Genomic DNA, 19,249 nt, shown 5'->3' on the forward strand with positions numbered 1-19,249 from the left:
GTCAGGCGAAGAACAGGTAGGCGACGAGCACGGCACCGATCAGGCCGATCAGGTCGGCCCACAGCCCGCAGGCGAGCGCATAGCGCGTGTCTTTGACGCCGACACTGCCGAAGTACACGGCCAGCACGTAGAACGTGGTCTCGGTCGAGCCCTGGATGATGGCGGCCAGCTTGCCCTGGAAGGAATCGACGCCGTAGGTGGTCATCACGTCGACCATCAGGCCGCGCGCGCCGGCGCCGGAGAGCGTCTTCATCAGGCCCACTGGCAGCGCGGGCACAAAGCGCGTGTCGATACCGAGGTGCGAAAACAGCGCCGAGAGCCCCTGCATCAGAACATCCATGCAGCCCGCCGCGCGGAATACGGCAATGCCCACCAGCACTGCCACCAGGTACGGCACGATGCCGATCGCCACCTGAAAGCCGTCCTTGGCGCCATCGACGAAGGTCTCGTAGACGTTGATGCGGCGGATCGCCCCGCACAGCAAGAACGCCACCACGATAGTGAGGATGGCGCCCGCGCCGATCAGGCCGATCCACGCGGCCATCTGCTGCGGCGGAAACTGACGCAGCCAGGCAAACAGCAATCCCATCGCCGCGACAAAGCCACCGAAATACGCGAGCAGCGCTGGCTTGAACAGGTTGATGCGCTGGTACCACGCCACCGCCGCAATGCCCGAGCAGAACCCGATGAAGGTGGACAGCAAGGTCGGCAGGAAGATGTCTGCCGCGTTGAAACCGACCAGGCCCTGCTTGACCGCCATGGCCTGACGAATGGCGATGACGGACGTGGGCACCAGCGTCACGCCCGCCGTGTTGAGCACCACGAACATCAACTGCGCGTCGCTCGCGCGCTGTGGCTGCGGGTTGATCTGCTGCAGCTCGCGCATGGCCTGCAGGCCCAGCGGCGTGGCGGCATTGTCCAGACCGAGCACATTGGCCGACACGTTCATCATCATCGCGCCGTTGGCCGGGTGACCAGCGGGCACGGACGGGAACAGGTGGCGCATCAGCGGGTTCACGAGCCGCGCGAACAAGTCCACCACCCCGGCACGCTCGCCCACGCGCATGATGCCCAGCCACAGCGCCATCATGCCGGTCAGGCCCAGCGCGATTTCGAAGCCCGTGCGCGCGGCATCGAACATGGCAGTGAGCATGCGGGAGAAGACTTCCATATCGCCCTGCACCACCTGCACGCACGCGGTGATAAAGGCAACAAGGAAGAAGGCAAGCCAGACGAGGTTCAGAGCCACGGAAATTGCGCGTTGGTATCCGACAGGGCGCTCATTGTGCCTGCGGCGGCGCAGTCGGCACCGCAACCGGCTCGATGAGATGGAAGTTGTCGTAGTCGACGGTCGTGACGCCCTCTTCGTTATCGTGGATCAGGTCAACGTAGCGATGGCCCCACCGGATCTCATCGTGCCGCCACGAATAGCGCGCCTGCACCGTTTGCGCGGCAGTTTCATCCGCGCCTTCGATGGTGAGCAGCAGCAAGGCATCACCCGCGGCGAGCGATTCTGCGGTGGCGTTGTGCAGCGGGCTGGTCTCGTCGATGACATGCATCATCACCCAGCCCAGCAGGAAGATCGGGTGCTCGCTGCGTTCGAGCTTCAGGTCGTGAATCTTGTAGATCGTAAAGCCCTCGGACGAGACCTCGTCCTGCAGCAGGCGCAGCCGCGCCGTGGCCTCGGCGATGACGTTCTGGCGCGCATTGGCCGCCCGCACCATCAGCGTCATCTTGCCGTTGAGCGGGCGCACCACCGCGTTGCGCGCAAACATGATCTTGGCGCGCGGGCGCGAGAACCGTGCAAACACCAGCCCTGTCGCCATGGCAATGCCCGACATGCCGATAAAGATTTCCAGCGTGGCGATGAGGTGGGCGTAGGTCGTCTGCGGGTGCATGTCGCCATAGCCGACGGTGGCGAGCGTCTCGACGCTGAAGAAGAACGCCCCCGCAAAACCCGGCGGCGACTGGTTGGCGATGGATGCATCGCCCAGCGAGTACAGCCCGGCAAACACCGCGTTGAGTGTCAGGAACAGCGTGGCCAGCAATGCAAAGAAGGTCGGCCAGTTGACCTCCAGCGCGTGGTGGTAGAGATCGCGCCAACCCATCGGCGGCATGCCGTAGGCGATGACGTGCTGGGTGCCTGACCAGACCTTGCGGCCTTGGCGCTGGGTGGGCTTGGGGAAAGACGACGGAGTGTTCATCATCGGTGTTTGTTTGCAAATTTCCCCAAGGGAAAAGAACCATACAAGCATGAAAAATTACATCCCATTCGCCACAACCGACCGTGAGCGCATGACACGATAGCCATTTCCCAAAGCGTTTCATAACAGGAAGTGATCCGTGTCGAATCCCGAGACATCAATGAATGGCAGCATCCCCTATGCACTTGGAATTTCCAGCATTGTGCGCATACCTATCCCGGGCACAGGCGGCCTCTGTATCGAGCTGAAACCACGCGGTCGCATCCCTCCCGGTGGATCGACTTCAACGCTGTTCTTTCAGGACATCTCAGGCAAGAAGCATCTGAGGCTTGATTATGGCTATAACGTCGCCACCAAGACCATCAATTACCACTGGAATCAAGCGCGTGTGTATTCCCAATTTGGGGTCAGCGATCATACGCCGGTGGGCAAAAGCGGCGTCGCACTTTATCAAGCAGCCAAGTACTTTCGGTATGCAGGCAGAACACTGGCCGTTGCAGGCGTTGCCATTGACATTGTGTCGATTGTCCAATCCAGAACACCAATGCGCAGAGCCTCGGAAGCCGTTAGCGGCTGGGCCTTGGCGTGGACGGGATGTCGAGCCATGGGGGCTGGCGGCGCTGCCGCCGGAGCTCTCGCATCACCCATAGGCATTGCCGTTGGAGGCATAGGGGGGTGCGTGATTGGTGGCCTTATCGGCTACCAAGCAGGCAATTACGTTGGGGCCAACGTCTATGATTGGGCAAACGCCATGTTCATCTCCCTCCCGCAAGTTCCAAAACCATGATGCAAGGCAAGCTCATCGCAACCCGCGACCCAGGCGGCGCATTCTGGCAACTCGGCCCATTGCCTCCGAAAGCTGGACATCTGATTCTGATCGGTTGGCAATGCGCTACTCTCCCAACCGACTCCGGCGTGCCCGAGCCCATCGCGACCATCCTCGCCCAAGCGGTAGTTTCAGTCGCCACCGTCAGCTTTCTGACATCCGAAACAAGCATCACCGACAGTGGTAGGCAGTACGCACTCGGCAGCGGCGGTATTGCCGAATACTTGCGATCCCGCTGGATGCGTGCACCCACACAGGTCACTCTGCAGGCGACGACAGACGCGCAAACGGCGATCCGGCTGTTTGATGACAGCGGGTACTCGTGGCATCTTCAAGGCCAAGTGGCGATTCTCTCCACCGAACACGCCGATATTGCCTCGCTGGACCGTAAAACCGTGCTATCGCTCATCGGCCCCGATTGGACGATGGAGGCGACTGCACTGACAGCCAAGGGCATCACGGCCGTACTCCGGCCAGGCGTAGACGGCGCTGTCATTGGCGTCCTTTGCCTAGACGATACGTTCGCGCAAGCGCTAACCGCTGCGCTGGAGCGCGAAACCAACGCAGCGGGATTCGGCTGGACGATGCTGACAGAAACCGAATTTGAGAACGCCCTGAGCTGTGCCAACTAGCCCTGCCCAGCGGGGACCCAACAGCACCATCTCACGCAAAGATCAACGGGCTGGTGCAAATATGAAACAACCAATCATGGCGTGCCTGTGTGCACTGGCAAACCAGCTCACCGCTGCTCAAAGCGAGCTTGGCGTAGTTGAATTGAAAACAAGCAGCAACCGCCTGTTTTCGATTCAGACGCAGGTACCTGGACTCGAAATGTCCATCATCACGACAGAAGGCGCGTACCACTGCTGCTGCGACGTTGGCGGCCAAGATCGACAAGACGTTGGCCGCATGCGAAGTATTTCGCCAGAAGACAGCCCTGCGGTGACTACCGACTGACGTCTGCCGGAAACAAAAGCAAGATCGAATTCCCCGCCATTGGCATCGGCTTTCCCGCTAGGCCACCGATCGTAATTGCGGCAAGGTCAGCCGACCAAGCCGAGTTCGAATGGAATGGCAACGTCTACCGGCTCAGACAGTGCACAACCCCGGAGCGCATCCGATTAACCCCGCAGCAACGCAACAGGGCAGCACACGAGTATTACCCGAGCCTCGGCTACGACGTTGAGCCGACGTGTAAGTCATAAGAGCGCAGCCACGTTGGTCTCAGACGGGGACTCGCCTGACGCCGCTTAGCCAAAGCCCCCCGTGATAGTCTTACGGGCTATCCCCCAGTCCAACCCGGTCCGCACCATGGCCATCGATTACCTCAAGAAAATCCTGACCGCGAAGGTCTATGACGTCGCGGTGGAAACCGAGCTGAAGTTCGCGCCCAACCTGTCGGCGCGCACCGGCAACCGCGTCTACCTCAAGCGCGAAGACGATCAGCCGGTGTTCTCGTTCAAGCTGCGCGGCGCCTACAACAAGATGGCATCGCTCACGCCGGCCGAGCGCAAGCGCGGGGTGATTACGGCCTCGGCCGGCAACCACGCGCAGGGCGTGGCGTTCAGCGCGGCCCGGATGGAATGCAAGGCCGTGATTTGCATGCCGGTGACGACGCCGCAGCTCAAGATTGACGGCGTGCGCTCGCGCGGCGGCGAGTGGGTTGAAGTCGTGCTGCAAGGCGAGAGCTATTCCGACGCCTACAACCACGCCGCCAAGCTGCAGGAAAAGCACGGCTACACCTTCGTGCACCCGTTCGATGACCCGGAAGTGATTGCCGGCCAGGGCACCATTGCCATGGAAATCCTTCGCCAGCATCCGCAGCCGATCCACGCGATCTTCTGCTCGATTGGCGGCGGCGGCCTGATCTCGGGCATCGCGGCCTACGTAAAGGCCGTGCGGCCGGACGTCAAGGTGATCGGCGTGCAGAGCGTGGATTCCGACGCGATGGCGCGTTCGGTGGCCGCCGGCAAGCGCGTGGAGCTGAAGGAGGTGGGTCTGTTTGCCGACGGCACGGCAGTCAAACTGGTCGGCAAGGAAACCTTCCGCATCACGCGCGAACTGGTCGACGAGATCATCACCGTGGACACGGATGCGATTTGCGCGGCGCTCAAGGACGTGTTCCAGGACACGCGCAGCCTGCTGGAGCCCTCCGGCGCGCTGGCGCTGGCCGGGCTGAAGGTGTACGCCGAGAAAAACAAGCTCAAGAACGAAGCCTTGGTGGCCGTGGCCAGCGGCGCCAACATGAACTTCGACCGCCTGCGCTTTGTGGCCGAGCGCGCCGAGGTGGGCGAGGCACGCGAAGCCGTGTTTGCCGTGACGATTCCGGAAGAACGCGGCAGCTTCAAGCGCTTCTGCGAGCTGGTGGGCTGGTCGCGCAACGTGACGGAGTTCAACTACCGCATTGCCAGCAAGGACGCCGCGCACATCTTCGTGGGTGTGCAGATCGCCTCGCGCTCAGAGAGCGACAAGATTGCCGAGAACTTCCGCAAACACGGCTTCCCGACGCTGGATTTGTCGAACGATGAACTCGCCAAGCAGCACATCCGCTACATGGTGGGCGGGCGCTCGCCGCTGGCCGAGAACGAACTGCTGTACCGCTTCGAGTTTCCCGAGCGGCCGGGCGCGCTGATGAAGTTCCTCTCGAGCATGAGTCCGAACTGGAACATCAGCCTGTTCCACTACCGCAATCAGGGCGCGGATTCGAGCAACATCCTCGTCGGCATTCAGGTGCCGAAGAACGAGAAGCGCGAGTTCAAGGCGTTCCTCACCACGCTGGGCTACAAGTCCTGGGATGAGAGCGAGAACCCGGTCTACAGCCTGTTCCTGTAATCGGCCGCGGAGCAACTGTCATGAGCAACCATCCTGAACACTCGCCGCTGGGCAAAACCTCCGCCTACAAAACGGAGTACGACCCGAGCCTGCTGTTTCCCATTCCGCGCCAAGGCAAGCGCGACGAGATCGGCTTGCCCGCAGGCGCGCCCCTGCCCTTCTTCGGTGTAGACCTGTGGAACCTGTACGAACTGTCTTGGCTGAACCTGCGCGGCAAGCCGCAGGTGGCCGTGGGCACCGTGATCGTGCCGGCCGATTCGCCCAACATCGTTGAATCCAAGTCGTTCAAGCTGTATCTGAATTCGTTCAACCAGACCAAGGTGGCTTCGCACGAAGCGTTGCAGCAGTTGATCCACCACGATCTGTCGGAAGCGTGCGGTGCGCCGGTGCAGGTGCGCATCGTGCCGCAAGAGGAGTTTGCCCGGCAGAAGATGGGCGAACTCGACGGCATGCTGCTCGATCGTCTGGACATTGAAACCGACGTCTACCAGCCCACGCCCGAACTGCTGCATACGGATGAGGAAGAGAGCCCGGTGGAAGAAACGCTGGTCTCGCACCTGCTCAAATCCAATTGCCTGGTGACGGGTCAGCCCGACTGGGGCAGCGTGCAGATTCGCTACGTGGGCGCGCCGATCAACCAGGAAGCGTTACTCAAATACCTGATCTCGTTCCGTGAGCACAACGAGTTTCACGAGCAATGCGTGGAACGCATTTTTACCGACATCCTGCGCCAGTGCCGCCCCGTCAAGCTGGCCGTGTATGCGCGCTACACGCGGCGCGGCGGGCTGGACATCAACCCGTTCCGCACCAACTACAACACGCCGTGGCCGGATAACCTCCGCAATGCGCGCCAGTAGCACCTGACGCAGCACACAACACACAGAGCGCCTTCGGGCGCTTTTTTCTTGGCGCGATTGCCCCCTCATTTACCCGTAACATCAGCAAATTCTGATTTATAGTTCCGCCCATTGTTTTAACTAAGCCATAGCCCCTAAACTCTGCGCACTGCTTTCGGTGCCATAGAGAAAGCGGTCGAGGTGTGGAAGCCTCGTGGATAACGGGCAAGTGCTGAGCATAGGCGCTTGTCCTCATTTGCTATGGCTTGGTTTCGTCTCTCTGGGCGAGCCAGGCTCGAACGGCTTCGGCCGTGCCGATTGTTATCCATCGGTCTTCCACCCTGCCTGTGCTCGCCCACCCTTCTTTGCAGGGTCGGGCACGGTTCCATTCATCTTCTGAACAGGACGCCCAATGACCCAACCCACCCCCGGAACCCGCGAACCCTTCGATGCCCGCCGCCTGGAAGCGCACGACGCGCTGTATGACAAGCTCGGCAAGCTGCGCACGATGCTGAGCATGTTGCACGCCAGCGGTTTTGAACACTTCCGCCGCATGGAGGAACACCGACAAGCGGACTACCTGGGGACGTGCATGGAGCTGGCTGACGAACCGTTCTCAGACCAGAACCCCGAGCACGTCAGAATCGCCAACAAGATCGAGGTTCGCCTGGTCGATCAAGGCCTGCTGCCCCGCTACGCAGACCTGTGATCGCACCCCAATCGCGTCAGGCGCTGGCGGCACGCTTTGCGGGTGGGCCGCGAGAAAAGCTGCCGGTGGCAAAACCAACGTAGCCGCTTGGCGCTTGTGCGTGTGAGCCACCCGCCCCGGCAGCAGCACTGAGAGGGGCACCTTCTTGCCAGAGCGATCAACCAAACGGAGATGCGCGCCTCGTCCTTTTTGCCGACACCAGCGCCCTATCGTTTCACGCCTGCTCGCCTATAGTGATAGCCGCAGTACGCCACCCGGGGGAATCGTGAAGGGTCCGTCCGCTGTATGCGGGCCGGGCGCTCTCGACGGGGGAAATTGCTATGACGCAGTCGCCATGGTGGCCGCAATGCGGGTCGATGCATACGATTCGCGCGGTTACATGCGCATGCCTGCTGCTGTGCGGCGGGCCGGTCCTTGCGCAGACCAACCAGCCGGTGGACGACAAGCCACCCAGCCTGGAAGCCCTGCAGCGCGAGCTTGCTGACACGCAGGCTCGCCTGCGGGAACTCAAGCACTCAATCCAGCAGCAGGAAGCCCATGTGCGGCACATGCGGCGCGCGCTCGGCATGACCGAGGGCCAGCTCGATACCGTACGCGGTGCCGGTGCACCCGGCGCGGCGGGTGCGGCGGGCGACGCATCGCAAGTCGCGCAGAACGACCAGCCCGGCACCACGCCCGTCGGCAAGCCACCCGAGCCGCCCGACCGGCCACCACGCATCGCGCAGATCTTTGACGAGCCCAGCGCGCTCACGCCGCCGGGCAAGGTCGTCGTCGAGCCGTCTTTGCAGATGGCGTATTCGTCGTCAGACCGTGTGGCGCTGGTGGGCTACACCATCATCCCTGCGCTGCTGATCGGTCTGATCGATGTACGGCAAGTGAAGACGACCACGCTCACCGGCACGGTGGCCTTGCGCTACGGTCTGGCGCGGCGCTGGGAGCTGGAAGCCCGCGTGCCTTACGTCTACAGCGCGAGCGACACCGTCAGCCGCGAACTGTTTACCGGCACGGCCACGGACAACGCTTTCAGCTCGCATGGCCGCGGCATTGGCGATGTGGAGCTGACGGCGCGCTATCAGCTCAACGCGGGCGGCGTCGACAAGCCGTTCTACATCGGCTGGATGCGCTTTAAGACACGCACCGGCAAGGATCCGTTTGAAGTCACCACCGATTGCGTGACACGCTGCGTGAGCAACACCACGGGCACGGGCCTGCCGCTGCAGCAGCCAACAGGCTCGGGCTTCTTCGCGGTTCAGCCGGGGCTGACGTGGCTGTTCCCGACCGACCCGGCGGTGTTCTTCGGCAGCATCAGCTACCTGCACAACTTCGAGCGCAAGGATGTGAGCCTGAATCTGGTGGATGGCTCGCGGCAGTTTCTGGGCAATGTAAAGGCCGGCGACATCATTGGCCTGAACTTCGGTATGGGGCTGGCACTGAACGAGAAGGCGGCGTTCTCGATCGGCTATGACCAGAGCATCATCGCGCCGACCAAGCAGAACGGCCAGCGCGTGCCGGGCTCTGTGCGCACGATTCTCGGTACGTTGCTGGTCGGGTATTCGTACCGGCTCTCGCCCAAGACGACGCTGAACCTGTCGGTGGGTGCAGGCCTCACGCGTGACACGCCAGACCTGACCGTCACGCTGCGTCTGCCGATCCAGTTCTAGCTCAGTGCAGCATGGTGACGACGTTGGCCAGCGCGCCTTGCAGCACGTTGGCCAGATTCATCTGACGGAACTGCGGCAGGCTGTTGACCGCTGCGTTGATGGTCGTCACCGCTTGCAGCGTCTGATTGTTCAGGCTGTTCTGGATGACGGTGGCCGCCGCTGCCGCACCCGCGGCCACATCGGGCGGTGCGACATTGTTCGGCCCGTTCTGCACCAGGTTGACCGTATTGACCACCGTGGCCAGTTGCTGCGCCTGCGTGGCGTTCATGCGTGCCACGTCGGGGATGTTGACCGATGCGCTCGCCACCAGATCGCCGTTGATGTAGACCGCGCGATCGATGCCGAACGAGATGTGCAGCCCCGCGAGTGCGGGCACGTCAAACCCGCCGCGCATGTCGTCAAGCTTGTCTTCAGACACGGCCTGCCAGGCATGTACGGGATTGCCATCCACACTGTCCATACCGGCCGCACACGCGTGCCCGGCCGCAGCCAGCGCGAGCCACCCAACGGCCCACGCCGCCGCCTTGCCAAACCGCTTCATGATGCCCTCCTGCCAAGACTGCCGGCTTGCCGCGCACGGATCGTGCTCAAACCGCGCTCAGAAGTCGGACGGGCCATGCTTGGGGACGACGATGTTCCCCAGGCCACGGCGGTCCACGCCTTGCTCCAGCGGTGCACGCGGTGCCACGCGCCAATCCGATGCGGCGTTGAACGTCGCCCCTGCCTCGCGGTTGTGGACGACGAACAGCAAATGGTTGTCCCACATGCTCTCGAAGCTCGCACGTGGGATTGCGCGCGTGCCCATGGCCGGATCGCCCACCAGCACACGCCCTTCCTGCACGCCCTTGACCACCACGAAGTGGTGATAGCCGTTTTCGCTCAGCAGCACGATGGCCGGCAAGTGGGCGTCTTTCAATGCATCCAGCGGCTGCTCAAAACCATCGGCGTCAAAGCCCTGAGACTCCAGATAGCGTTTGATGTCGAGCAGCGAAAAGCCCTCATGCCGGATCTTCTCCTGGTTGCCGTGCTCGTACATGGCCTGGAACACCGTCTGCTCGCTCACCGCATAGCCGTACTGATACGTGAGCAGCGTCGCCACCGCGGCCGACCCGCAACTGAAGTCGAAACGCTGGTGCACGGTGCGCAGGTAGCGCGCGGCCTTCATGCTCGTCACGGGCACGGCATACGTGCCGCCGCCGGTGCCGAGCATGTCAACCGTGCCTGCCAACGCAGGCCCGCACACCAGTGCCGTCACCAATGCCGCCGCCGCCATCGGCACTGCACCACACGCCTTGCGCATCATGGCGCCCCTTACGGACTCAAGGCCGGAACTGCACGTTGACGATGGTGGCGTTCTGGATCAACACGTTCGCTCCGCTGTTCTGGATGACCGTGGGGATGCCGGACGCATTGGCAAACGAGCCGTCGCGCACGATGTTCGACCCCGTCGCCACGTTGACGGCGGCGTTGTCGCTCACGGTGCCCGACAGGCGCGCATCGTTGACGGTCTGGTAGAGGTCCTGCGTGCCGCCGCGATAGCTGTCGAGCCTGTCTGCCCCCACCGCATGACCGAGCCCAGGCACCGACACGGGCGCGGCGACCGGGGGACGCACCGCTTCCGTGTTGGCTGTCTGTGCACCGTCTGCGATTGGCGCATCGTCTGCTGCCATCGCCGCTGCCGCTGGCCAAACTGCCAGGCCGCATGTCAACAACCATGCTGCCCATCCTGCTGTGGTTCCTCTGTCGGATCGCATCGAATGTCTCCTGTACGTTCCAACTGCGTCCCCAACTGCGGGCCGGACTACGCATGCAGCCCGGCCCTATCCACCGCTACGCGCACAACATCACTGCACGCGCGGCACTTCCCCGCTCATGCCTGATACCGGGCTATTTGCCGACATTCAGGTTGGCCTGCACGTTGATGCTTTGCTGGATGAGAGAGGCAAAGCCGCTGTTCTGGCTTGCCATCATCACGCCGGCTGCGGATTGACCGACGCTGGTCATCGCGTTGGACATGTTGAACGTGCCGGCATCCAGCACAACCGTGCCGCCTGCACCGCCCGTACCGCCCACCGCACCATTGCCGACACCGCCGTTGCCGACGCCGCCCGCGCCGCCAGCCGCACCGACTGCGCCCACAGCACCATTGCCTGCCGTGGACGAAGCCCCGCCGTTGGTCGCGCTGCCGTTGGTGGCGCTGCCGCCTGCGCCGCCATTGCCTGCCACGTTGGTGGCTGCGCCGCCTGCACCTGCCGCGCCGCCCGTGCTGGTGCCGGTGGCGCCGCTCGCGCCTGTGCCAGCACCCGCCGATGCGGTTGATGAGCCGCTGGTGGTGGAGCCTCCAGCCCCGCCTGCGCCGCCGGCCGAGGCGCTGTCACCGCCCATGGCCGCACCGCCGCCATGATGCCGGTTCGCATCACCACCGCTGGCGCTGGACGCACCGCCTGCCCCGCCACCACCGCTGCCGGCCGCGCTCGTGCTGCCCGCTGCGCCGCCAAGGCCGACGCCCAGGCTGGCCGACAGCGTGCCCGAGCTGCCGCCGTTGCCGCCGCCGCCCGCGCTGCCGGTGGCGTTGCCGCCATTGGCGCCGTCGCCCGCCACTGCACCGCCATTGGTCGCGCTGCCGTGCGTGACGTTGCCCGAGCTGCCGCCCGCGCCGCCGCCACCGCCCGCGCCACCGGCGCCGCCGTTGCCACCGGCACCGGTGCCGCCGTAGCCATAGCCGCCACGGCCACCGCTGCCGCCATTGGCGGTGCCGCTATTGGTGACGACATTGCCGATGCCCGACACACTGACATTGCTCACGGCACCGTCCAGCCTGGAGATCGCAATCGCCTTGCTGGTGTTGAAAGAGTTGGTGAACGCGGCGGTGGCCGTACCGCCGTTGTTGGCCGCAGCCGTGCCATAACCATCGGCGTGGGCCCAGCCGCTGTTGTCACGGTTGCTGCCCTGGCTTTGGTTGTTGTGCTGGTTGGAGTTATCGGCTGCCGTTGTGGTTGTCGTTGTCGTTGTTGCTGTGCTGGTGTCGGTTCTGGTGATGGTCGATGTATTGGTTTGGGTCTGATCCCCCGCCCCGGACGCTGAGTTCCCGATATCGGCCAATGCAACGCCAGAGACCCCCAATCCCATGGCGATCGCGGTGGCCAGTAAGGTCTTCTTCATAACGCACTCCATAAAGGTGAAGGGGCGGTTGGAAGCGCAGCCAGTGGGGCCGGCGCGCTCTGCCTGTGGGAAAAACGTCACCCACCCCGGGGCGGCTCGTTTGCATATTCGGTGCCATCTTCCAGGCCTGTTTCGCACGACCGTTCTAAGGGGTTGAAAACGCAAAAGATTCGTCGGCACGTGCGCGGATATGTGCGCGCGCTGCCGCGCGATCGTGTCCAGACATGCAATGTTTGGAGGGCAATTTGAGGCATTTCGGTTGCAGCGCTGAAACACCCCAGCCGCACGCAGGCAGCCGTGGCATGCATGGCTGCGTAGCGAAGACGCAAACCACGTACGGGTATGCACGCGGCCACGGTGTGTGAGGGGGGCGATTGGCTGGGGGATTCAGGCCTGATACATCGGCGCATCGGCGCCCACATTGCGTGGGCGGCAGGTCGTGGCGGGGGTGCATCCCGTGGCGCACCTCGCGCCGGGCTGCGTGCCTCAATGACGCACGCGCCGCGAGCACACGGCCGTGCGCGGCCGCTTCAGAGCAAGTGCCCCCTATCGGCAAGACGCATGCGGCAAAGGTGTCTTGATTTCATCGCCTGACTTTGCCCAGGCAGGCGAAAGAAACCGCGCGCGGCAAGCATCGTCATGGCAATAACAAGCCGCGCGCAACCCGTTCGCATTTCAAGCGCGAAACCGCAGGCTCATGCCGTGGCGGCCACCGTGAGCTTGAGTTCGTCGATCATGCGGTCGCGCATGACGAACTTCTGCACCTTGCCCGTCACCGTCATCGGCATCTCGGTAACGAAGCGGATGTAGCGCGGGATCTTGTAATGCGCGATCTGGCCCTGGCAGAACGTGCGGATCTCGTCTTCCGTGGCCTGCTGGCCGGGCTTGAGCACGATCCACGCGCAGACCTCTTCGCCGTACTTGGGGTCGGGCACGCCGAATACGTTGACAGCCTGCACCTTCGGATGACGGAAGAGAAACTCCTCGATCTCGCGCGGGTAGACGTTTTCGCCGCCACGGATGAGCATGTCCTTCACGCGGCCGACGATGTTGCAGTAGCCCTCGGCATCGAAGGTGGCCAGGTCGCCCGTACGCATCCAGCCGTCGTGGATGGAATCGGCGGTCTTGGCCTCGTCGTCCCAGTAGCCGAGCATGACTGAATAGCCCTTGGTGCACAGCTCGCCCTTCTCGCCCACCAGCACGACGTCGCCCGCGCCATCCACCAGCTTGACCTGCAGGTGCGGCTGGATGCGGCCAACGGTGGTGACGCGCTTGTCCAGCGGGTCGGTCACTGCGCTCTGGAACGACACGGGGCTCGTCTCGGTCATGCCATACGCGATGGTGACTTCGCGCAGGTTCAGCTCCGACACCACGCGCTTCATCACCTCGATCGGGCATGGTGATCCGGCCATGATGCCGCCACGCAGGCTTGAAACGTCGAAGGTTTTGAAATCCGGATGATCGAGCTGCGCGATGAACATGGTCGGCACGCCGTGCAGTTGCGTGCAGCGCTCTTGCGCCACGGTCTGCAGCGCGGCGAGCGGGTCGAATGCCTCGCCCGGAAACACCATGCACGCGCCCGTGGCCGTGCACGTGAGCACCGACATGACCATGCCGAAGCAGTGATACAGCGGCACCGGAATGCACAGCCGATCACCGCCCTGCAGGTTCATCGCCATGGCAACAAAGCGCGCGTTGTTGACGACGTTCATGTGCGTGAGCGTGGCGCCCTTGGGCGCGCCGGTGGTGCCGCTGGTGAACTGGATGTTGATAGCGTCGTCCGGCGACAGTTGGGCGGTGATAGCGTCCAGCGCATCAATGGGTACGTTTTTTCCGCGCGCAATCACATCATCAAAGTTGAGCATGCCCGGTGTATTGGCCTCGCCCATCCGGATGACCCAGCGCAGCGCGGGCAGCTTGGCGGCATGCAATGCACCGGGCTGCGCGGTTGCCAGTTCGGGCGCGAGCGTCTGCAGCATCTCCAGATAGCGCGACGTCTTGAACGCCTCCGCCGCCACGATCGCCTTGCAGCCAACCTTGTTGAGCGCGTATTCCAGCTCCGAGAGCCGATACGCCGGATTGATGTTGACCAGAATAAGCCCCAGGCGCGCCGTGGCGAACTGGGTGAGCACCCATTCATAGCGGTTGGGCGACCAGATGCCGATGCGGTCGCCCCGCGCCAGCCCCAGCGCATGCAGCCCGGCGGCCAGCGCGTCCACCTGCTGGGCAAAGGCGCGCCACGTCCAGCGCACGTTCTGCTCGCGGAAGACGACCGCCTCGTCATCGGGGCAGCGGCGCACGGTATCCGCCAGCAGCGCCGAGACGGTCACGTGCGCCAGCGGCACCGCCGTATCGCCCACCACATACGACGCACCATTGCGCGGTCGCGCGTCAAAAACCTCACCAGCCATGGATGTCTCCTCCAATCAACGTTGGCCTTTTTTCGGGCCTTGTTTTGAGTGATGTTTCCTACTGCTTTGCCCGCAATTTGACGCAGCTTGACGTATTTGGCAATCCGTTGCCGGACGAACAATAACGCGGAACAATTGCTGCGGTGCAGCAGCAAAAATCGGCGGGCGTCACGCTCAACGCGCTAACATGCCGGCCTGATGTTTTGCGCTTTCTTGCACGTAGGGAATGACGATGATCGTAGTAGTGATGGGTGTTTCGGGTTGCGGCAAATCAACGGTCGGGCAGAAGATCGCAGAGCGGCTGGGCTGCGCTTTCCGTGATGGCGACGAGTTCCACACCGACGCCAACCGCGCCAAGATGCACGCCGGCATCCCGCTGAACGACGACGATCGCAAACCCTGGCTCGAATCGATCCGCACCTACATGGACGAGATGACCAGCGGCGGCCAATCCCTGGTGGTGGCTTGCTCGGCGCTCAAGCAGCGCTACCGCGATGTGCTTCGCGGCAAGGCTGCAAGCGGCAACAGCAGCGGCATCACCGAGTTTGTCTACCTGAAGGGCGATTTTGAACTGCTGCAGGGTCGCCTCTCTGCACGCAAGGATCACTTCTTCAACCCGAACCTGCTGCGCAGCCAGTTCGATGCGCTGGAAGAGCCGACCGACGCCGTCATCGTCGACATCGCGCTGCCGCCCGAGGCCATCGTCGACGAGGCGGTCAGGCAACTGCAGGCGCGCGCCGCGCATCGGCCGGCAGCCTGAACCTGCGCGCTAGCTGCGCATGAGTTGCTGCAACACGGCCTGCACCTCGCCGTTGCACACGCGGCTCATGCGTTCCTGCTCACGCGGCGTATCGATCTGCTCGTGCGCCTGCAGGCCCAGCTCGATCAGCGATTGCACACGTGGCAGCCAATGGCGTGTGAGCGCTGCCTGCAAGTCGGCGGCAATGCGATCGGCGTCACCAAAGTAGAGCCGGCCGCCGTATTCGCGCTCAATCTCCTTGCGGATCATCTCGGCGGCATGCGGCAGCACGGCGCGGTTAACGGCCACGTGCCGCAATTCATGTGCGCGGATGGCGTTGTAGGCGCAGGAGCCCGGCGCAAACTCGCGCGCCACCGTTACACGAAAATGGTTCAGCACAAGCGCCACGTCAATGGACGGGCGCAGGCATGTGGTGGGCGGCTGCGTGGGCAGCGCCATGTAGTGCGTGGTGACCTCAAACTGCGCGACAAGCGTGGCGTACGTTTTGCCCAGAACGCGCGCGGAACGGTCGTACGGCGGCGCCTCGGCAGTGAGCTGGTCGATCGAGCGGTCGTTGGAGAAGAACAGCGGCGCCTCGTTGGCATGCACGGTCACGCGCATGGGGCCCAGTTTCTCGTCGCAGATCTTGAGCCAGTAAGCCTTGGGCGCAGGCAAGCTGACCAATAAGCCGGCAGGCTGATGATCGGTTTGGGCGGCAACGGCCTCGATGGAAGCAAAACGGACATTGGCCAACCGCGCACGGTAATGCCGGCTCCAAAGACCCGCGCCGGCCACCACGGCCAGCACCACACCCAAGACCACCACCCGACGCATGCTGGGCTCCCCGTTTGCGCGTCCCGATCGGTCCGCCAGGGTCTTGCCATCGGCGCCGGTCGGATCATGCCGGTGTCAATGCCACCGGTTCTCGGTCCTCATGCCGGGCGGCAACCAGTCGTCTGATCTGCTCGCCCGATCGTTTGAGCGCTACGCGCGCCTCTGGAAGGAAAGGATAGAAGATCGGCCACACGTGCGGAAGCCGACGCCCCATTTCTACCGAAACGGATACCCCCGCTGCCCGCGCGCGCTCGGCCATTCGGAGGGTATCGTCGCGCAGCACTTCGCTGGTGCTGACGTAGCAATGCAGCGCCGGCAGGCCCGTGAAATCGGCATACAGCGGCGAGGCGAGCGGGTGGTCTGCCGGCGCGCCCGAATCGCCCAGGTACAGCGCTGCGCCGTGGGCCATCCATGCGCCGCGGAACATCACGTCGGATTCGTCGTTGTCGATCAGGCTCTGGCCGGTGGCGGCCAGGTCCGTCCACGGCGAGTAAAGGATCGCACCGGCTGGTAGCGGGTCAGCCGCATCGCGCAAAGCCACCAGCAGCGCAAGCGCCAGCCCGCCGCCCGCAGAATCGCCCGCCACCACAATGCGCGACGGCGCCACACCCTGGGCTATCAGCGCGCGATACGTGAAGAGCGCATCTTCCACCGGCGCCGGAAACGGATACTCAGGCGCCAGACGATAGTCCGGCACGCATACGCGGGCACCCGCATGCGTGGCTAGGCCGATGGTGATGGGCCGATGCGTACGCGGGCTGCAGAAGAAGTAGCCGCCGCCATGCAAATAGAGAACGACGGGGGCGTCATCATGCCGGTCGGGGTCGGCGGGTTCGATCCACTCGCCGGTGAGGCCGTGATTTGCCGGCACGATGCTCCAGTCCGCAGGCAGCTCCACCGGCGAAGGCATCTTGCGCTTCTCGGCATGCAGGCGGGTGGCGATGGGGTCGAAAGGCTCGCGCTCAGTGGCCCTTTTGATCTGGTTGCGCACCATCCTGGAGACGACCCAGTTCTGCCAGCTCATCGCGCAACCCTCCACCGCAAAACCCCAGCCTAGCGAGGATGCGTCGCCCACACAATCGGTTCACACCCTGTTTGAACACCAGTGTCCACATTGGGCAACGCCGCCCCACGAGCCCCCGGCATCAAGCCATGTCAGGCGTGGCAGCCACGGTACGCAGGCACAACTGCTCCATTTCATCGATCCACGCCTCGGCCGTGGGCAGGCCGTCCTGCAGCAGCAGCCGGTAGCGGCGTGCGCCCCAGATGGCTTGCAGCAGCGTTTGCAGCAGCGTGTCGTCAGGCCGGGAAGGCAGATCGGGACAGGCATCCAGCGCCCGGCGCCATGCCGCGCTCAGTTCATCGAAGAAGCGCCGGTGGTGCTTGGGCTCGGCAATGCGGTCTTCGCGCATCAGCATGGCGTGATCAAAGTACGGAGGATCGAGCGCCGGATCGCCGCAGCTCAACCGCACGAGATGGCGCACGCGGGCCGTCCACGGGGCATCGGTGCGGTCGGTCACCTCGCGCTGGATGCGTGCAAGCAGCACCTCGATGGTGTGGCGCACATAGCCGGAGAGCAGCGCCTCCTTGTTCGGGAAGTATTCATACAGCGTGCCGACGGAGCAACCGGCTTCCAGCGCCACCGCGCGCGTGGTTGCGGCCTGTGCGCCGTCGCGCTGCCAAATCCGAACAAATGCCTCGTAGATGGCCTGCACCGTGAACCTGGCCCGGCGCTGCGATGGCCGTTTCAGCGGCTTGGCGCGGGCGTTTTCAGCCCGTGCGTTTCCGAACCCGGCATCCGGATGTTGGCCATAAGATGGCCGGCGAGAAAGTGAAGCCATCAGCCCGAATCAATCCCGAGAATGGAGAAGACACCATGAACGCCCCATACCAGCGGCTCTTCACGCGCAAGGATGCCCTAAACGAAAGCCGCCTGGAAAGCACCGATGCAGCACCCGCTGCGGCCCCTGGTGAGATCGTGTTGCGTCTGGACCGCTTTGCGCTCACCACCAACAACATCACTTACGCCGCCTTTGGCGACGCCATGCAGTACTGGTCATTCTTCCCGACCGGGCACGATGGCTGGGGCCATATGCCCGTGTGGGGCTTTGCCGATGTAGTGAGTTCCACTGTAGAGGGCATCGACGTGGGCGAGCGCTTCTACGGCTATTTCCCCATCGCCACGCACCTGCGCATGCAGCCCGAGCGCATCACGCCGCGCGGCTTCTACGACGGCGCTGCGCATCGCCAGGCACTGGTGTCCGCCTACAACCAGTACACGCGCGTCACGCAAGACGCCGCCTACGACGCCGCGCTGGAGGACTACCAGATGCTCTACCGCCCACTGTTCATCACGTCGTTCATGCTGGCGGATTTCCTGACGGACAACACCTTCTTCGGCGCGCAGCGGCTGGTGTTTTCGAGTGCGTCGAGCAAGACGGCGTACGGCACCGCGTTCTGTCTACAGGACGTGCCCGGGCTCACGCTCACCGCGCTGACCTCGGGCGGCAACCGCGCCTTTGTTGACGGCCTGGGCTGCTACCACGACAGCGTCACCTATGAAGCACTCGACACGCTCGCCCCCGACGTCCCCACGCTCTACGTCGATTTCTCCGGCGACGTGGCATTGCGTCGGCGCGTACACGAACACTTTGGCGATGCGCTCATCTACGACTGCTTCGCCGGATCGGCGCAGAACACCGATTTCATCCAGGCTGCCGACTTGCCCGGCCCCGCGCCGCAGTTCTATTTCGCGCCGGTGCAGATCCGCAAGCGCAACGCCGACTGGGGCCCAACTGTTGTCACTGAGAAGTTCAACGCCGCGCAGCGACGCTTCATCGACCACGTGCGCGAGCCCAAGCGCGGCTGGCTCAAGCTGATTGAGGCGCGCGGCATGGCGGCAGCGCAGGAGCGCATCGCAGCCCTGCATGCCGGCCGCACGCACCCGCGAGAGGGCTACGTGATCCGGCTCTGATGCCTCGGCGCTAGCGAAGTCTTAACTGCATCCGTCGCGCCAGGCTTCGAGCCTGGCGCGT

The 19,249-nt window shown here is 63.7% G+C and carries 19 protein-coding genes; 9 read left to right on the top strand and 10 right to left on the bottom strand.

From position 1 onward, the window contains the following. Position 1: 1 nt before the first annotated feature. Together PSUB009319_RS13595 and PSUB009319_RS13600 are read right to left on the bottom strand one after the other, a co-directional pair. Positions 2-1,249: a nucleoside recognition domain-containing protein gene (locus tag PSUB009319_RS13595; RefSeq protein WP_124382754.1), complete on the bottom strand. Its 1,248-nt coding sequence runs from the start codon at positions 1,247-1,249 to the stop codon at positions 2-4. A gap of 31 nt (positions 1,250-1,280) precedes the next feature. Continuing rightward, a complete protein-coding gene (locus tag PSUB009319_RS13600) occupies positions 1,281-2,204 on the bottom strand; it encodes an ion channel (RefSeq protein ID WP_124382832.1) in 924 nt (307 codons plus the stop codon). A gap of 160 nt (positions 2,205-2,364) precedes the next feature. On the opposite strand from PSUB009319_RS13600, the gene PSUB009319_RS13605 reads away from it, so the two are divergent. The 7 genes from PSUB009319_RS13605 (at position 2,365) to PSUB009319_RS13635 (ending at position 9,068) form a co-directional block, all read left to right on the top strand. After that, the gene (locus tag PSUB009319_RS13605; RefSeq protein ID WP_124382755.1) at positions 2,365-2,991 is read left to right on the top strand and encodes a hypothetical protein; all 627 of its coding nucleotides are present in this window, start codon (positions 2,365-2,367) and stop codon (positions 2,989-2,991) included. Between the two features lie 128 nt (positions 2,992-3,119). Then, on the top strand, positions 3,120-3,662 hold the full coding sequence (locus PSUB009319_RS13610; protein ID WP_124382756.1) for a hypothetical protein: 543 nt from the start codon (positions 3,120-3,122) through the stop codon (positions 3,660-3,662). Positions 3,663-3,723: 61 nt separating this feature from the next. After that, positions 3,724-3,987: a hypothetical protein gene (locus PSUB009319_RS13615; protein ID WP_124382757.1), complete on the top strand. Its 264-nt coding sequence runs from the start codon at positions 3,724-3,726 to the stop codon at positions 3,985-3,987. Positions 3,988-4,341: 354 nt separating this feature from the next. Continuing rightward, positions 4,342-5,862 carry a threonine ammonia-lyase, biosynthetic gene (ilvA, locus tag PSUB009319_RS13620; RefSeq protein WP_124382758.1) on the top strand — a complete coding sequence of 507 codons (1,521 nt, stop codon included), beginning with the start codon at positions 4,342-4,344 and terminating at the stop codon, positions 5,860-5,862. Positions 5,863-5,882: 20 nt separating this feature from the next. Beyond that, complete coding sequence (gene queF, locus PSUB009319_RS13625) at positions 5,883-6,719, top strand: NADPH-dependent 7-cyano-7-deazaguanine reductase QueF (RefSeq protein ID WP_124382759.1); 837 nt, start codon at positions 5,883-5,885, stop codon at positions 6,717-6,719. A gap of 391 nt (positions 6,720-7,110) precedes the next feature. Continuing rightward, positions 7,111-7,407: an Imm52 family immunity protein gene (locus PSUB009319_RS23420; RefSeq protein ID WP_124382760.1), complete on the top strand. Its 297-nt coding sequence runs from the start codon at positions 7,111-7,113 to the stop codon at positions 7,405-7,407. Between the two features lie 320 nt (positions 7,408-7,727). Continuing rightward, positions 7,728-9,068: a transporter gene (locus PSUB009319_RS13635; RefSeq protein ID WP_124382761.1), complete on the top strand. Its 1,341-nt coding sequence runs from the start codon at positions 7,728-7,730 to the stop codon at positions 9,066-9,068. 1 nt (position 9,069) lies between these two features. Here PSUB009319_RS13635 and PSUB009319_RS13640 read toward each other — a convergent pair whose 3' ends face one another. From PSUB009319_RS13640 to PSUB009319_RS13660, 5 genes are all read right to left on the bottom strand, one after another. Next, positions 9,070-9,609: a hypothetical protein gene (locus PSUB009319_RS13640; protein WP_124382762.1), complete on the bottom strand. Its 540-nt coding sequence runs from the start codon at positions 9,607-9,609 to the stop codon at positions 9,070-9,072. Between the two features lie 57 nt (positions 9,610-9,666). Then, on the bottom strand, positions 9,667-10,371 hold the full coding sequence (locus tag PSUB009319_RS13645; protein ID WP_124382763.1) for a C39 family peptidase: 705 nt from the start codon (positions 10,369-10,371) through the stop codon (positions 9,667-9,669). Positions 10,372-10,387: 16 nt separating this feature from the next. Beyond that, a complete protein-coding gene (locus PSUB009319_RS13650) occupies positions 10,388-10,822 on the bottom strand; it encodes a hypothetical protein (protein WP_124382764.1) in 435 nt (144 codons plus the stop codon). A 133-nt stretch (positions 10,823-10,955) separates the two neighbouring features. Further along, positions 10,956-12,230 (bottom strand): hypothetical protein, encoded by a 1,275-nt coding sequence (locus PSUB009319_RS13655; protein WP_124382765.1) that lies wholly within the window; start codon positions 12,228-12,230, stop codon positions 10,956-10,958. A 695-nt stretch (positions 12,231-12,925) separates the two neighbouring features. After that, on the bottom strand, positions 12,926-14,641 hold the full coding sequence (locus PSUB009319_RS13660) for an AMP-binding protein (protein WP_124382766.1): 1,716 nt from the start codon (positions 14,639-14,641) through the stop codon (positions 12,926-12,928). Between the two features lie 232 nt (positions 14,642-14,873). Between PSUB009319_RS13660 and PSUB009319_RS13665 the strand changes: the two genes are divergently transcribed. Next, positions 14,874-15,401 carry a gluconokinase gene (locus PSUB009319_RS13665; protein ID WP_124382833.1) on the top strand — a complete coding sequence of 176 codons (528 nt, stop codon included), beginning with the start codon at positions 14,874-14,876 and terminating at the stop codon, positions 15,399-15,401. A 9-nt stretch (positions 15,402-15,410) separates the two neighbouring features. On the opposite strand, the gene PSUB009319_RS13670 is transcribed toward PSUB009319_RS13665, so the two are convergent. From PSUB009319_RS13670 to PSUB009319_RS13680, 3 genes are all read right to left on the bottom strand, one after another. Beyond that, the gene (locus PSUB009319_RS13670) at positions 15,411-16,214 is read right to left on the bottom strand and encodes a hypothetical protein (protein WP_124382767.1); all 804 of its coding nucleotides are present in this window, start codon (positions 16,212-16,214) and stop codon (positions 15,411-15,413) included. 64 nt (positions 16,215-16,278) lie between these two features. Further along, positions 16,279-17,238: an alpha/beta hydrolase gene (locus PSUB009319_RS13675; protein ID WP_124382768.1), complete on the bottom strand. Its 960-nt coding sequence runs from the start codon at positions 17,236-17,238 to the stop codon at positions 16,279-16,281. Positions 17,239-17,359: 121 nt separating this feature from the next. Beyond that, the gene (locus PSUB009319_RS13680) at positions 17,360-18,055 is read right to left on the bottom strand and encodes a TetR/AcrR family transcriptional regulator (protein ID WP_124382769.1); all 696 of its coding nucleotides are present in this window, start codon (positions 18,053-18,055) and stop codon (positions 17,360-17,362) included. Positions 18,056-18,090: 35 nt separating this feature from the next. Between PSUB009319_RS13680 and PSUB009319_RS13685 the strand changes: the two genes are divergently transcribed. Further along, the gene (locus tag PSUB009319_RS13685; protein WP_124382770.1) at positions 18,091-19,188 is read left to right on the top strand and encodes a DUF2855 family protein; all 1,098 of its coding nucleotides are present in this window, start codon (positions 18,091-18,093) and stop codon (positions 19,186-19,188) included. Positions 19,189-19,249: the final 61 nt, after the last annotated feature.

Origin of the sequence: Ralstonia sp. SET104 (genome assembly GCF_003851545.1) — a bacterium.
Taxonomy (GTDB): Bacteria; Pseudomonadota; Gammaproteobacteria; order Burkholderiales; family Burkholderiaceae; genus Ralstonia.

Excerpts from the sequence above, each read along its gene's own strand:
- PSUB009319_RS13600 (WP_124382832.1), bottom strand. The coding sequence starts at position 2,204 with ATGAACACTCCGTCGTCTTTCCCCAAGCCCACCCAGCGCCAAGGCCGC.
- PSUB009319_RS13605 (WP_124382755.1), top strand. The coding sequence starts at position 2,365 with ATGAATGGCAGCATCCCCTATGCACTTGGAATTTCCAGCATTGTGCGC.
- PSUB009319_RS13615 (WP_124382757.1), top strand. The coding sequence starts at position 3,724 with ATGAAACAACCAATCATGGCGTGCCTGTGTGCACTGGCAAACCAGCTC.
- ilvA (WP_124382758.1), top strand. The coding sequence starts at position 4,342 with ATGGCCATCGATTACCTCAAGAAAATCCTGACCGCGAAGGTCTATGAC.
- queF (WP_124382759.1), top strand. The coding sequence starts at position 5,883 with ATGAGCAACCATCCTGAACACTCGCCGCTGGGCAAAACCTCCGCCTAC.
- PSUB009319_RS23420 (WP_124382760.1), top strand. The coding sequence starts at position 7,111 with ATGACCCAACCCACCCCCGGAACCCGCGAACCCTTCGATGCCCGCCGC.
- PSUB009319_RS13635 (WP_124382761.1), top strand. The coding sequence starts at position 7,728 with ATGACGCAGTCGCCATGGTGGCCGCAATGCGGGTCGATGCATACGATT.
- PSUB009319_RS13640 (WP_124382762.1), bottom strand. The coding sequence starts at position 9,609 with ATGAAGCGGTTTGGCAAGGCGGCGGCGTGGGCCGTTGGGTGGCTCGCG.
- PSUB009319_RS13645 (WP_124382763.1), bottom strand. The coding sequence starts at position 10,371 with ATGATGCGCAAGGCGTGTGGTGCAGTGCCGATGGCGGCGGCGGCATTG.
- PSUB009319_RS13650 (WP_124382764.1), bottom strand. The coding sequence starts at position 10,822 with ATGCGATCCGACAGAGGAACCACAGCAGGATGGGCAGCATGGTTGTTG.
- PSUB009319_RS13655 (WP_124382765.1), bottom strand. The coding sequence starts at position 12,230 with ATGAAGAAGACCTTACTGGCCACCGCGATCGCCATGGGATTGGGGGTC.
- PSUB009319_RS13660 (WP_124382766.1), bottom strand. The coding sequence starts at position 14,641 with ATGGCTGGTGAGGTTTTTGACGCGCGACCGCGCAATGGTGCGTCGTAT.
- PSUB009319_RS13665 (WP_124382833.1), top strand. The coding sequence starts at position 14,874 with ATGATCGTAGTAGTGATGGGTGTTTCGGGTTGCGGCAAATCAACGGTC.
- PSUB009319_RS13670 (WP_124382767.1), bottom strand. The coding sequence starts at position 16,214 with ATGCGTCGGGTGGTGGTCTTGGGTGTGGTGCTGGCCGTGGTGGCCGGC.
- PSUB009319_RS13675 (WP_124382768.1), bottom strand. The coding sequence starts at position 17,238 with ATGAGCTGGCAGAACTGGGTCGTCTCCAGGATGGTGCGCAACCAGATC.
- PSUB009319_RS13680 (WP_124382769.1), bottom strand. The coding sequence starts at position 18,055 with ATGGCTTCACTTTCTCGCCGGCCATCTTATGGCCAACATCCGGATGCC.
- PSUB009319_RS13685 (WP_124382770.1), top strand. The coding sequence starts at position 18,091 with ATGAACGCCCCATACCAGCGGCTCTTCACGCGCAAGGATGCCCTAAAC.